This is a genomic window from Psychrobacillus sp. NPDC096389 (assembly GCF_044762855.1).
Classification (GTDB): Bacteria; Bacillota; Bacilli; order Bacillales_A; family Planococcaceae; genus Psychrobacillus.
In genome coordinates, this window is sequence record NZ_JBIWFB010000003.1 from 290,960 (window position 1) to 304,777 (window position 13,818).

16 protein-coding genes are annotated in these 13,818 nt (G+C 36.3%); 7 read left to right on the top strand and 9 right to left on the bottom strand.

Going from position 1 to position 13,818, the window contains the following annotated elements; genetic code table 11:
- Nucleotides 1-10 precede the first annotated feature (10 nt).
- The 4 genes from ACIQ38_RS10810 to ACIQ38_RS10825 all read left to right on the top strand — a co-directional run bounded on the left by ACIQ38_RS10810 (nt 11) and on the right by ACIQ38_RS10825 (nt 3,205).
- On the top strand, nt 11-1,123 hold the full coding sequence (locus ACIQ38_RS10810; RefSeq protein WP_402822206.1) for an RNA-guided endonuclease TnpB family protein: 1,113 nt from the start codon (nt 11-13) through the stop codon (nt 1,121-1,123).
- Between the two features lie 168 nt (nt 1,124-1,291).
- Entirely contained in the window at nt 1,292-1,741 is a 450-nt protein-coding gene (locus tag ACIQ38_RS10815; protein ID WP_402822209.1) for a PaaI family thioesterase, read from the top strand.
- 86 nt (nt 1,742-1,827) lie between these two features.
- Complete coding sequence (locus tag ACIQ38_RS10820; RefSeq protein ID WP_402822212.1) at nt 1,828-2,403, top strand: LysE family translocator; 576 nt, start codon at nt 1,828-1,830, stop codon at nt 2,401-2,403.
- A gap of 25 nt (nt 2,404-2,428) precedes the next feature.
- Nucleotides 2,429-3,205: an AraC family transcriptional regulator gene (locus ACIQ38_RS10825; protein WP_402822215.1), complete on the top strand. Its 777-nt coding sequence runs from the start codon at nt 2,429-2,431 to the stop codon at nt 3,203-3,205.
- Nucleotides 3,206-3,297: 92 nt separating this feature from the next.
- Here the strand turns inward: ACIQ38_RS10825 and ACIQ38_RS10830 are convergent, their stop codons facing one another.
- From ACIQ38_RS10830 to ACIQ38_RS10850, 5 genes are all read right to left on the bottom strand, one after another.
- Nucleotides 3,298-3,867, bottom strand: a complete 570-nt coding sequence (locus ACIQ38_RS10830; protein ID WP_402822218.1) for a group-specific protein — start codon at nt 3,865-3,867, stop codon at nt 3,298-3,300.
- Between the two features lie 26 nt (nt 3,868-3,893).
- Nucleotides 3,894-4,436 (bottom strand): GNAT family N-acetyltransferase, encoded by a 543-nt coding sequence (locus tag ACIQ38_RS10835; RefSeq protein ID WP_402822221.1) that lies wholly within the window; start codon nt 4,434-4,436, stop codon nt 3,894-3,896.
- 1 nt (nt 4,437) lies between these two features.
- Nucleotides 4,438-4,788, bottom strand: a complete 351-nt coding sequence (locus ACIQ38_RS10840; protein WP_402822225.1) for a helix-turn-helix domain-containing protein — start codon at nt 4,786-4,788, stop codon at nt 4,438-4,440.
- Nucleotides 4,789-4,961: 173 nt separating this feature from the next.
- Nucleotides 4,962-5,297 carry a DUF3139 domain-containing protein gene (locus ACIQ38_RS10845; protein WP_402822555.1) on the bottom strand — a complete coding sequence of 112 codons (336 nt, stop codon included), beginning with the start codon at nt 5,295-5,297 and terminating at the stop codon, nt 4,962-4,964.
- A 6-nt stretch (nt 5,298-5,303) separates the two neighbouring features.
- Complete coding sequence (locus ACIQ38_RS10850) at nt 5,304-5,984, bottom strand: hypothetical protein (protein WP_402822228.1); 681 nt, start codon at nt 5,982-5,984, stop codon at nt 5,304-5,306.
- A gap of 228 nt (nt 5,985-6,212) precedes the next feature.
- Here ACIQ38_RS10850 and ACIQ38_RS10855 point away from each other — a divergent pair, with 228 nt between their 5' ends.
- Nucleotides 6,213-6,836 carry a class I SAM-dependent methyltransferase gene (locus ACIQ38_RS10855; RefSeq protein ID WP_402822231.1) on the top strand — a complete coding sequence of 208 codons (624 nt, stop codon included), beginning with the start codon at nt 6,213-6,215 and terminating at the stop codon, nt 6,834-6,836.
- On the opposite strand, the gene ACIQ38_RS10860 is transcribed toward ACIQ38_RS10855, so the two are convergent.
- A complete protein-coding gene (locus ACIQ38_RS10860) occupies nt 6,817-7,671 on the bottom strand; it encodes a DUF2268 domain-containing putative Zn-dependent protease (protein ID WP_402822234.1) in 855 nt (284 codons plus the stop codon). The genes ACIQ38_RS10855 and ACIQ38_RS10860 overlap by 20 nt on opposite strands.
- Nucleotides 7,672-7,828: 157 nt before the next feature.
- On the opposite strand from ACIQ38_RS10860, the gene ACIQ38_RS10865 reads away from it, so the two are divergent.
- The gene (locus ACIQ38_RS10865; protein WP_402822237.1) at nt 7,829-8,077 is read left to right on the top strand and encodes a hypothetical protein; all 249 of its coding nucleotides are present in this window, start codon (nt 7,829-7,831) and stop codon (nt 8,075-8,077) included.
- A 360-nt stretch (nt 8,078-8,437) separates the two neighbouring features.
- Here the strand turns inward: ACIQ38_RS10865 and ACIQ38_RS10870 are convergent, their stop codons facing one another.
- Nucleotides 8,438-8,611, bottom strand: coding sequence for a hypothetical protein (locus ACIQ38_RS10870; RefSeq protein WP_402822240.1), 174 nt, complete (start codon nt 8,609-8,611; stop codon nt 8,438-8,440).
- Nucleotides 8,612-9,433: 822 nt separating this feature from the next.
- On the opposite strand from ACIQ38_RS10870, the gene ACIQ38_RS10875 reads away from it, so the two are divergent.
- Nucleotides 9,434-10,537 carry a M24 family metallopeptidase gene (locus ACIQ38_RS10875; RefSeq protein ID WP_402822243.1) on the top strand — a complete coding sequence of 368 codons (1,104 nt, stop codon included), beginning with the start codon at nt 9,434-9,436 and terminating at the stop codon, nt 10,535-10,537.
- A 146-nt stretch (nt 10,538-10,683) separates the two neighbouring features.
- On the opposite strand, the gene ACIQ38_RS10880 is transcribed toward ACIQ38_RS10875, so the two are convergent.
- Complete coding sequence (locus ACIQ38_RS10880) at nt 10,684-12,165, bottom strand: alanine/glycine:cation symporter family protein (protein ID WP_402822246.1); 1,482 nt, start codon at nt 12,163-12,165, stop codon at nt 10,684-10,686.
- 150 nt (nt 12,166-12,315) lie between these two features.
- Nucleotides 12,316-13,806 (bottom strand): aldehyde dehydrogenase family protein, encoded by a 1,491-nt coding sequence (locus tag ACIQ38_RS10885; protein ID WP_402822249.1) that lies wholly within the window; start codon nt 13,804-13,806, stop codon nt 12,316-12,318.
- Between the last annotated feature and the right edge of the window lie 12 nt (nt 13,807-13,818).

A 13,818-nucleotide genomic window follows, 5' to 3' on the forward strand; every position in this document is an offset into this window, starting at 1 on the left:
GTGAAATGATATGGTAAAGCAAAATAAGGCATATAAGTTCCGTTTGTACCCAACAGAAGACCAAGCGTTTCTTATACGTAAAACTTTCGGTTGTGTGAGATTTGTCTACAACAAAATGTTGGCAGAACGTAAAGTAGCATACGAGAAATACAAAGATGATAGTGAACAATTAAAGAAACAAAAGCTACCAACTCCTGCAAAATATAAATTAGAGTTTGAGTGGTTAAAAGAAGTAGATTCGTTAGCATTAGCGAACGCTCAACTAAACTTACAAACTGCTTACAAGCACTTCTTTAGTGGTCAAAATGAATTTCCTACGTTCAAAAGTAAAAAAGGTAGAAATTCATATAAAACAAATGTAGTAAACGGAAATATTATGTTATTTGCACGCCATATTAAATTGCCGAAACTTAAAATGGTACGTATCAAACAACATAGAGAAATACCACAAGACCATATCATCAAGTCATGCACTATTTCTATGACACCAACTGGTAAGTATTATGTTTCTATTTTGACTGAATACGAAAAAGAAATCGTTCAAAAAGAATCAGAATCCATTGTAGGTTTAGATTTTGCTATGTCTGAATTATACGTTAGCAGCGAAGGTGAAAAAGCCAATTACCCTCGCTTCTATCGTCAAATGGTAGGTAGATTAGCAAAAGCTCAACGAGTTCTATCAAGAAGAATCAAAGGTTCTGCTCGTTGGAATAAGCAACGTATTGTGGTAGCTAAATTACATGAGAAAGTAGCAAATCAACGAAATAACTTCCTTCACCACAAGTCAAAAGAATTGACTACACAGTTTGATGTTGTAGCAATCGAAGACTTGAACATGAAAGGTATGTCCCGAGCACTTAACTTTGGTAAAAGCGTCGCTGATAATGGTTGGGGAATGTTCACTACTTTCTTATCGTACAAATTACAAGAACAAGGAAAACAACTTGTGAAAATAGACAAATGGTTTCCATCTACAAAAACTTGTAGTAATTGTGAAGCTGTGAAGGATATATCACTATCTGAACGAGTGTATGCTTGCACATGTGGTGTAAATCTCGATAGAGATTATAATTCTGCACTCAATATTAGAAATGAAGCAATACGCTTATTAGCCTTAGTGTAATTAGAATCAAAGAACCCATGGAACATGGGAGGTAGCTCGCAGTCTTATGACTAATTCGTTAGCTAACAAAAGTAACGACTAACCGAGAAGCCCCCACTTCAAACATCCCGTAAGGGTGTTAAGTGGTGGGAGTAGTTCACATTCATTCAAACAAAGGGGATAGGAAAAATGAAACAAAGAATAAATGAATTAGAAATTCACGAAACCCATTACGAAGCAATTTTGCAAAAAGTAAAGAATGATCCTTATGCACTTTCTTTAGGTATTGAGCTAACCGAATTCAAAGCTGATTTTGCGCAGGCCCAATTAGAAGTACAAAGTCAAATGGTCAATGCATATGGAACTGTACATGGTGCCATTATTTATGCTTTAGCAGACTATGCTTTTTCGGTAGCTTGCAATGCTTTTGGAAAAACATCATTAGGAGTAAATACAACGATACAGTTTATGGAATCAGCTAAACCGGGGGACAAGTTAGTTGCCCGTGCAACAGAAGTTAAACGAAATTTCCGCACAGGCTTCTATCGAATTGAGGTTTATCATGAAGATAACTTGATAGCTACTATGGAGGCTATGTCTTACCGAAAAGACCATTATTTTATTGAATTAGAGAGATAGTTTACTTGCAGTCGTGCAATAATGTACTATATACCTTTAAATAATAAGATGTACTATTCATAAGAAGACTTGAAAGGAGTTTCCTCATGAATATTACATCTTTTTTAATATACTGCTTTATCGTCACTTTTACACCAGGTCCTACGAATATCGTCATATTATCTACCGTGCATAATTATGGACCAAAAAAGGCAATGGAATATACGTATGGAGCAACGATTGCTTTTGGTTTGTTACTTGGTCTTTCTGCTATATTGAATACGGTGCTTATAACAGTCATTCCCAAAATTTTAATAGGTATGCAGATAATCGGAAGTCTTTATATGTTATACCTTGCCTATCAAATTTATAAAATGGATTCATCGGAACCAACTGATAATAGAACGGGCACTTTTATGTCAGGATTTCTAATGCAATTTTTAAATCCGAAAGTTGTACTATTTACACTGACTGTCATTCCTAGCTTTGTTTTACCATACTATAGCGTCACGCCAGCAGTGACAATAAATGTTATAGTTATAACGATTATTGGATTTTTAGCATTTACTACTTGGGTTCTTTTCGGTGCGATCTTCAAGCAGTATCTACAGAAGCATGAAAAGATAGTGAATGTGATCATGGCATTATCTTTGGTTTATGCTACTATCATGATTTGGATGTAAGGTAACGTTTGAAGAGGTGAATAAAATGGACAAATTTATCTATAAAAAATCGGCGGGTATTACTGCCTTATCTGCTAGTATGACTGATTTTACATACAAAAAGCACGCGCACAAGGAGTATGCAATCGGGGTAACATTACGAGGTATTCAACAGTATCACCTGGGTGGTAGCTTACAATCCTCCTCACCAAATGGTGTGATGCTTTTTAATCCGGAACAAACACATGATGGAATGGCATATGATGCGTCAGGTATTGATTATGTGATGCTTTATATTGAGCCAGAATTACTTTTAGAGGCTACCCGAAAAAAGGATATAATGAACTTTTCAACCCCAATTATATACGATAAAAGAATAAAGCAAAGTATCTTAAGTCTTTCAAATGCAGTATTAAGCGAAAAAGATGAGGCTATATGCAATGAATTATTCTTATCACTAACGGATAGCCTTTTTCAAACTGAACTTTCTACCAACTATAAAAAAGACAATGCGCTCATAAAAAAAGCTAAGGATATGCTGCACGCTGACTTGGATAAAGTACTTAAACTGGATGAGATATGTAAAGAGCTTAATGTATCGAAGTTTCAATTTATTAGGTCTTTCAAAGCCCATACTGGAATTACACCATATCAATACTTTCTAAACTGCAAGATAGAACGTGCAAAGAAGTTAATAGAGAAAAACAGGGATATCTATTCGGCAGTTGCTGCTTGTGGGTTTGTTGATTTGACTCATTTAAACAAACACTTTAAAAGCATCTATGGAACAACGGCATTTGAATATATGTCGCATCTAAATTGATACTGATGAAATTTAGATAGGTCATATAAAAGAGAAATAAAATTGATATCAACAAACTCCCACGAAAATCAATTACGCCTTGGCGTAATTGATTAAATTTGTTCTAATTCCTCGCTCCAATTAATAACTTCCACATTTTCTATACTAACTTCTCCTAAACTCAAAATATGTGGTATGTATACAAACATACCAAACTTATTTCCATTCCTATGTTCTTCTTGGAAATAGGTCACTGTGTCTTTTGGAATTTGAATTAGTTCTTCGAAGCTTTCCATATTAATTAGTTCAATATCCTCGATAGCTATCTCACTAGCTGGACCTTTATCATATACTTTCCGATACCAGTAAACCGCATTTTTATTTTGCAGAAGCTTTTTTACAGGGATTTTATAAAATAACAAATTCGTTTTGACATTTACACCTATCGTCTTTAATGCACGATACACATGATGTGGATGGAGTGGTAAAAAGAAAATCACATCATTCCATAAGCAATCTAGTTTAGGTACTCTACGTTCCAACAGTTTCAATCGATCTGGATGATCATTATATTTCTTACTATACTCCTTATAAAGTTCCTCATTTTTTTCTTTTAAACTATTCAACGATACCAACTTATTATCGACCATTTTGTTAGGAACCATATGGTAAACATATTCCATTCTATTTTATCCCCCCATAGAAAGAGTTACTTTTTCCATTCTTTTTCTAAAATGCTATATAAGAACGAATCTCTCCATCCATCTTTTATGAGTAAATCTTCACGCATTCTACCTTCTTGAACCATCCCTATTTTTTCAAGTACTTTGCTGGAAGCTATATTTCTAGGGTCACAAGTTGCATAAATGCGATGAAGATATAATTGTTCAAAACCAAAATCGATTAAAAGCTTTGCTGCTTCGGTTGCTATTCCTTTGCCCCAATAATCTGGATTTACAATATATCCGATTTCTCCAGCCTTATTATGGTTGTCTCGGATATTAAGCTCCCCCGCTCCAATCATGCTTCCTGTTTCCTTTTCAACGATTGAAAAAACAAATCGTGTTCGCTCTACTCTTTTTGCATCCGCCAGCACTTGATTTACAAAATCCTGTGATTCTTCTTTACTGTTTGGTCCCCAAGGTTGATATTCGCATACTGTTTCATTGGAAGCATATTTATGAACGTCCATCCAATCCTTTTCTTCCATTTCACGTAAAAACACTTTACTACTAACGAGAATGCTACTCATCTTAATATTCAACTTCCTTCCAAATTATTGTGTTGTATCGAATCCATTCGTCGATTTGTTCCTTGTTAAAATATTTGTCTTCCCCGATTTGAATATAGGGGATATACTCGTATGTATCAAAACTGGAGAGTATTTCTCTACTGCTATCTTGTTGCCGAATAATAGCTGTTAATTTTTCTTTGTTTAAATTCAAATAAGATGCCGCTTCCTCCACTGTTAATAACCCTTTACTATCAACCATTTGCACTGGTTCATTTTCTTCACTGGATACACTATTTCCTAGCTGAAAAGCTAAGAAAAATATAGCTATACTCAATAAAACAATGGATATACTTAAAAAATGCTTACTCAAACTGATCTTCCCCCTTTGCTTATGTACATGTCATTCTCTAATAACTTCGTAAAATCCTTTATTTCCTTGCACATAAAAAGACACCCTCCATTAGTTGTGACGAAGATGTCTACCTTTATGGTGTTTATCTACTATTTTCTCTATGAATTAAATCCATACTTCCATCTAGATAATCATTTAAAAAATGACTTATTAACACCTTTCCTTGGATATTCCCTTACTTGTAGTACATTTCCCGATTCAATTTGATAATCATAATTTATATCGCTTTCATCTTCAAATACTACCCGCACACTCCAAACAGGCATCTTGGAAAATATGCCTTCAATTGATTTGATTTCTTGCAAATCATATCCTTTATCTTCTATTAGATATTCCTCCACTTGTTTTGCTAGATAATGCTTCTTCCACTCAATATAACAAAATGGTAGAACAATAATAATTGCAAAAAATAGTAATAGAAACGCTCTTTTTTTAGTCAGTGTAAGATCCTCCCTTATGACTAAAATAGCTTGCTACCCAGCTTTTCTAATATGGCTCTCTATTTCATCCGAAATAATAGAAGTATCCCATGGGTACCAAAACCAAACATTACCGTCGTAATATATAGAGAACTTATATGCAATCGGTTCCTCGCTATAGAGAACTACTTGGAATCTGATAGGATCACCATAAGTGTTGTTTGGATCAAAAGCAGGGTTTGTTTCCCCATCACTAAGAATCGCTATTATTTCTGCTACTTCTTGTTCATTCACAATTGTATGAGTCAGTTGTGGTTCATAATCCCCTTCGTATATTTCCACTTTATTGATAGTTTCCAAAGCAAGATCTTTGTAATGATAGTTAAGATTATTCTCATCTGTTTTGTATATATGGTAGCCATTTATTTCAGATTCATCAGGAATGGCAATTAAGCCCTCTCTGTCTTTCACACTATATATTTCAGTTCCTTTCTCCCAAAATGCTGCATCCCCCTCTTTAATCCGGTAACTTGGATTAGAAACATTATCCGCCACTCTAAACTTAACTTCTCCCACTTTTTCTCCTATGTTTACAGAATCGGAAATCACGGCAGTATAGACCGCATCATATTGCTTTCCATTTATTTTTACAAAATCAACCCACTCAATAATTGTCTGTGAACCACAAGATACTAATAAGATAGAACAAAGAAGGAAAAAGCCTATTTTTTTCATGTGATCTCCCCCGCTTAGATGCATTCTATTATTAGTACGTTTTCTCCAACAATATAGTTACAAAATTCCGTCTTCTTTACTCATACAGTTCTAAAATGCATGACAAGCATACAATACATGTATTAACGAAAGGAGGGAAATCCAATTTCTAGCGATTATTTAGATTTATTAGCTTATTTTGGAATAGGCGGTGCGCATCCTGGAGGATTTGATTTAACTAAATCTATATTGGAAACCGAAAAGGTTCAACCAAGGGAGTCTGTACTGGATGTAGGATGTGGGACGGGACAAACTGCAGCTTTTTTAGCGGAAAGGTTTCATTGCCAAGTGACAGCAATAGATAATCATCCCATCATGATTGCAAAAGCGAAAGAACGGCTGAAAAATAATACCCCCCCTATCCATTTGATAGAGGGGGATGCAGAAAATTTAAGATTTGCGGATGATTCTTTCGACTTGGTCATTGCCGAGTCAGTAATTGTCTTTACTAATATATCAAAAACATTAAGTGAACTTGCGAGAGTATTAAAAAATACTGGCAGATTGCTTATCATCGAAATGACAGCCGAACAAATTTTACCAGTAGCATTGCAAAAAGAAATACGTAAGTTATACGGTATAGAAGAAGTTTTAAGGGAAGAAGAGTGGATATCAAAGTTACAGCTAGCTGGATTCACTAAAATAGAAATTATAAAAACTCCTCCCGCACTAACACCAAGTGAAATTTTAGATATCAACCAATCCAAAAACATTCAGTCAAAATTCTACGACCTATTGGATGAACATCAACAATTTTTACTTCAGTACAATCATTTGATAAGCTATCGGGTATTTAAATGTCATCTAACTTAAGAGGAAAATCAGAACCCTTGATTATTTCCTTAGCAGATTTCTTATACAATGCATTGTTTAGGAAAGGTCCATGTTTTTTTTGAAAACTATCTACAATATGAAAACCTATATGATATCCAATCCATTTCGGCAAGCGACCTCCGTCTTTACCAAATAAAAAAAGATGATGATTTTTAACTCCTTCCACATCTAACGAAGGAATAAAATATCTTTTCCATATTGCCAAAACATCTTCGAATATATACAAATTTATCCAAGGAGCTAACCACTTTTCACCGTATAGATCCTTCACTGCATATTCTCCAAGCCCTTCAATAATAAGCGAATCCATTAATGTAATCTTACTTGGGGCTTGATCTAAATAATCTAATCTACACGCATGATTATACTCATGAGCTAAGAGAGCCTTTATCTCTTCGGTAAGAAGATCGGGAGATAAGAACAAAAATAATGCGCCTTTATAGGCTATGCCATTCTTTTTAGGTACTCCTTTTCTTGCTTTTGCAGTTGCATTTTTAATTGGGAAAATGTAGATGGAAACTTTGGGACCATTCCACCGCTTTCTTAATAATCTATATTCCTGTTTCACGGTTTGCCACATATTTTGTGCTTCCATTTGTTTCACTGTCTCTTTAATATTTCGCCACTCTTCCGGCTGAAATAAACCATTTCTTAAAAGTTCATATTGTACTACTTCAGGATTTAATGTTGGAAATAATTTCATGAGTGGTGCTCCTATTATTTCAGAATGTTTAATAGAGACACCTCTTCCTGATTGCTCTTCACATTGTTCCACAAACTTATAAAGAAGGTTTTGAGTTTGAATTACAGGCATGCATCTCTTCCTTTTTGTTTTTTCTTTATCTTATGTTTACATGTCAAATGAATTTAGAAACTTTACACGCTAGACGATTGTCTTTTATGCAATATTATGAACTGCATATGTTAATAGGACATACATGTATGTAATTTGTCTTGAGAGGAGGACGAATATGAATCGATCTGAGTTATACAATCAATGTTGTAGATATCACGGACAAAGAGTGCGAATAACTTGTCGTGATGGTAGTGTTCACGTTGGGGAAGTTACGAGAGTTAGTAGAAATACAGTTTGGATTCGACCAGACGCAGAATTTGGTGGTTATGGTTTAGGGTGGTTTGGTGAAGGATTTGGTGCTGGCTTTGGTATTGCGCTCGGTGCTATTACGGGAATCGCACTAGCATCCTTATTTTTTTGGTAGAACATATCCTATCCTATTCAAATACATTTCATAGTGCTTATCTGGATGGAAATAAGAAAGGGAATTATTGTTTTCCCTTTCTTTTTTTGATTGTATTGGCATATAACTTGCATGTATTTATGACTGTGTAAATACAACGATAAAGGAGAGCAAATCCAATGCAAATTAAAAAGAACCACTTCAGTAGAAGCATCCTTTCCCACTTTAAAATCGATTTCATCAATTTCCCCATTATCTTCACCCTCATACTTTTCATTCTTTCAATGTCCATTTCTGTTCATTTTCCCATGATTCCAATATGAAAGGTCCATTGAAGACAAGGTTTGCAGGTTCTAGTCCTTACTGATTTTTTTCTGCTTCCTAAAATTTTTCGTTCTGTGGATAAAAAACAGGGTTTGCTAGAAGCTCTGTACAGTTAGGCACACTATTTTCTATTTCTACTAAGGTAATATTATCTGATGCAATAACACCAAGCAAGTCCACTTTTCCATACATTTCATCGTCCGGATTCTGAGTGTTTATAGCACCTTTCACCGCTCCCATCAAGTAAACGTAAGGAGAGATAGTATCTAGGATGTAATGCTTTTTTTCCAAGCGTAAATGAAGTCATGTGCCGCTGTTGGAACACCATTACTTAAAACAAAGTCTCACCTCAAATGGAACGTGTATTATATCCATTCTCATCTTATCTAAAGAGACCCTAAAAATGTTCTGCATCATAGTTTGAGATAGTCCATCCAATATCCCATTAGTTTTTGGTGTCGGAATCTTCCCAGAAACGGCTAAATGAAGCACGTTTTTTCCACTATCCCCCCACTTTCACTTTTATCATTAGAAACACTATTTGTATTGACATTATCCTCACCATAACATCCAGCCAATAAAATTAAACAAATAAAAAAAATTGTAAAGAAAAATAATTTCTGCTTTGTCATTAGTGAATACCCCCAATCAATCATTTTTGGAATCCCTTACACATTGTCAAGTGTTTAAGTTTCTTTACAGTTAGTTAGTGTCCTTCACAATGACTGTCTAATTATTTGAATTGACTAGCCATTGTTTTCTAAAGCATCCCTACTTTTCATGCTTTTTCTCTTACTAAAAATCTAATGTTTTTATACACATTTTATCTTCCTGTCTTTAGTTACACATTTAGCTCAAACACGATTTGAACGTATTTATATAACTTGTAAGACGGAATTAAAGTTCTGCTTCCTTTTGTCATCTGATATAAACAAATATGCAATTACCATGCCAACGCTATTACATTTTTAACGCGAGCATTCCTCGTTCTTTGCCAATATGGCATCATTCTTGCATAATTATTAGTAATTACAAATTTAGGAGGCTTTAATATTGGGTAACATATATGAAACAAGACGAGAACAATTAAAAACTTATCTTGTTGAGAACGACATTCAAGCTGTCATGATAATGGCACCAGCAAATGTCTATTATTATACGGGGTTCAATTCAGATCCCCATGAAAGATTTATGTCTTTATTCATTAACGCTACTACAGATGAGACATATTTGTTTGTACCTGCTTTGGACAAAGATGCTGCAGTACAGGACTCTGATATAGCAACTATCATCTCGATTTCAGATGAGGAAATTCCCTTTGATGTTGTAAGTAAATCAATCGGTAACATTGAAAATACTATTGGAATTGAAGCAAAAAACTTAAGTTATGACCGTTATATTGGCCTTTTAACCTATTTCCCAAATATACAAATTGTAGATGTACAGCCATTCATCAACAAGCAAAGACTGAAAAAGTCCAAAGATGAAATTGAAAAGTTAAAAGAAGCTATAAGAATTATAGAAAAAGTTCTAGAAGAAGGCATAAAAAAAGTGAAAATCGGTATGTCCGAATCTGAGTTGACTGGGGAATTAGAATTTCTCATGCGGAAATTCGGGGCGGACGGTCCTTCATTCTCCACCATTGTATTGACCGGTGAAAAAGCTGCATTGCCACACGGTTCACCTGGAGAAAGGAAAATCCAACAAGGCGATTACTTACTAATCGATTTCGGAGTTGCCAAAGATGGATATCGTTCCGACATTACAAGAACTTTTATCATTGGCCAAGCATCTGCGAAACAAAAAGAAATCTATGATATCGTGTTGCGATCCAATGAAGCAGGTATTCATGCTGTAGAAGCTGGTGTCCCATTAAAGACCTTTGATATTGCAGCTAGAGATGTCATCCATAATAATGGATATGGAGACTACTTCAATAATCGTGTAGGACATGGATTAGGGATTGAAGTACATGAAGAGCCTTCTGTTCATCAAAACAATGAACAGCTTGCTGAAACCGGTCTAGTTTTCACCATTGAGCCGGGTATTTACATACCAAATGTCGGCGGCGTCCGTATAGAAGACATAGTCTATATTAACGAAGAAGGTAAGGCGGATGTTTTGACTTCTTTTCCAAAACAGCTACAAATCCTTTAACCCCAAACTTTCCAAGGTTGGTACATTTCATAAAAAATAACTGATTGATAAAAAAGTCCAAGAAACTCTGCTCTCCAGATTTTCTTGGACTTTTTTTATCTATTAAATATATTTTGGTGAATTAAACTTTCAGAGTATATTTCCAATTAGGAAGCTTTTCCATCCTTCTTTTCTTTAAGGGAATCTAATTCCACCTCTTTACATCTCTCCTCCCAAAATTCAGCACCCTTGATCCCCACTTTAATCGGGTCAAACACCGGATCTTTTCCGGCCTTCATCTGTACATCAAAATCCTTTAATACTTTTAGTGTCGGCTTTGCTAGAAGTAAAATGGCAATCATATTGAGCCAAGCCATACTTCCAAATCCTAAATCCCCTAGAGCCCACATAAAAGCCGCTGACTTGACGCTACCGATATATACCATAGCTAAAAAAATTAATTTCAATGCTGTTTTTAACCACTGCGCCTTTAGTTTTCTATCCAAGTACACCAAGGTTGTTTCGGCTATATAATAATAGGCCATTAGCGTCGTGAACGCGAAGAAGAATATTGCAATGGCAACAAATAATCCCCCATAACCTGGAAAAACTGTTTCCACTGCTTGTTGTGTATAAATTGGGCCTGGTTCTATATTCCCCATCGTTTGAACAAGGGGTTCTTTCCCAATTGGTGTGACGCTATACATGCCAGTTACAAGAATCATAAATGCTGTTGCCGTACAGACCACAATTGTATCGATATAAATCGAAAACGCTTGGACTAAGCCTTGTTTGGCAGGATGGGTAACCTCAGCAGCTGCAGAACTGTATGTTGCTTCACCAACACCCGCAACACTTGAGAAGATCGCTCTTCTGACTCCCCAAGCAATGGCTGAACCGAGAATTCCTCCAAACGCTTCATTCACGCCGAACGCACTGGAGAATATTAAAGTAAACATTTTAGGAACTTCTGAAATATTAGCAAATAGAACAATGAATGTGACAACCACATACCCTAATGCCATAAAAGGAACCACTTTGTCTGCGACACTAGCAATCCTCTTGACACCGCCAAAAATAATAATGCCAAGCAAAGCCACCATTACTATTCCTGTAATATTTTTATTCAATCCAAGTACATTTTCAAATCCTACTGCTATACTATTCGCTTGAATCCCCGGAACTAAAATGCCATAGGATAGGGTGACAACAACCGCCATTATTACGGCAAACCATCTCAAGTTCAACCCTTTTTCTATAAAATAAGGGGTACCTCCTCGATATTGATTTCCTATTTTACTTTTATATACTTGGGAAAGTGTAGATTCGACAAATGCACTTGCTCCACCCAAAATTGCCATTACCCACATCCAGAAAACTGCTCCTGGACCTCCGAAGGCGATAGCCGTAGCTACTCCAGCAATATTCCCAATACCTACGCGTCCTGCTAATGCTAAACAAAAAGCCTGAAAAGAAGAAATTCCCGCCTCTGAACTTTTCCCTTCAAATATCAATTTAATCATCTGCTTAAAATATCTTAGTTGCACAAAACGTGTAACAATAGTAAAAAATAATCCTGCTCCCAGTACAAAGATAACTAATCCTATACTCCATACCTGGTCGACTAACCAATTAACTATATCTTCCACTTTTTATCCTCCTTAATATACTAGTTGTATGCTAAGAAACACTTGAAACTTGTAACCATTTCAAAAGATATAATAAATCCCTTATTAAGAAGAGAGCCCCGAAATATTCATTCGGGGCCATTTTCATAAGGTCAAAATAGTTGTAGATAGTTATTGTTTTATATTTACAAAAACACTTTTGACTTCTGTATAGTTGGCCAATCCATATTCTCCGCCCATTTCACGTCCGATTCCAGATTGTTTGTAGCCACCAAAAGGCATGGTTTCCCACTCTAGCCCGAAATCATTAATCCACACTGTTCCTGATTGTAGCTTGCGAGCAATATAATGACCTGTTTTAATATTCTGTGTCCAGACACTAGCTGCCAAACCATAATCGCTGTCGTTGGCCCGTTTAATCACTTCTTCTACCTTATCAAAAACGAATACGGACATAACAGGACCAAAGATTTCTTCCCTTGCAATAACCATATCATCTTGTACGTCTGCAAAAATGGTTGGTTGAACATAGTAGCCTGTATCGAACGCCTTTTCTCCGCCCGCAACAAGTCTAGCCCCTTCTTTTTTGCCTTGCTCGATGTAACTAAGAACTGTTTGTTGTTGTTTAGCAGAAACAAGGGGGCCCATTTCTGTTTCCGGATCCATTCCTGGACCAAGTTTCAAAGCGCTTACGCGTTCTGCCAATGAATTAACGACATGATCGTAATACTTGCGATGAACAAAAACACGTGTACATGCACTACAGTTTTGTCCGTGATTGTACATGGTACCGTTAAATGCACCTTCGATCGCTTCTTCAATGTTTGCATCTTCCAAAATAATACTTGGTGACTTACCACCGAGCTCCAGTGTAACCCCTTTAATCTGGTCCGCTGCCTTACGCATAACCTCTTTACCTACAGCTGTTGATCCAGTAAATGCAACTTTATCCACGTCTTTATGTGTGATGATTGCATCTCCTGCAACTCGTCCAGCACCAGGAACTATATTAACAACTCCGTCTGGAAAACCGACTTCTTTAAATAACTTCGCCACATATAAAAGGGAAAGCGGAGTTTCACTTGCAGGTTTGATGACAACTGTACAGCCTACAGCAAGGGCGGAACCAAGTTTCCAAGCCGCCATGGCAAGTGGGAAGTTCCACGGAATAATCTGCCCCACGACTCCGACTGGTTCGTGTACTGTGTAGTTTAAGTAATCCGGAGAAACAGGAATCGTTTGTCCTAACACTTTCGTTGCCCAGCCGGCATAATATCTAAAGTGCTGAACAGTTCCATCGACATCATCCGCTAGCGCTACTGTGTATGGTTTCCCATTATCTAATGCTTCTAGTTGTGCAAGTTCTTCCCGATTTTCTTCTAGTAAGTCTGCGAACTTATAGATGAGATGGGAGCGTTCCGCCGTCGCCATCTTCGTCCACTCACCTTCATCGAAGGCTTTTCGTGCTGCTGCAACTGCTACATCTACATCCTCCGCTTGTGCTTCACTTACTTTCGCAATCACTTCCTCGGTTGCAGGATTGATAACATCAAAGGTTTTACCACTAATCGCTTGTACATATTCTCCGTTTATATAGAGCCCTTTTACACCTTCTAGAAATTCTTGAACTTTTGGTTTTAGTTGATAGTCAGTTGCTTCCATCGTTTATCCACC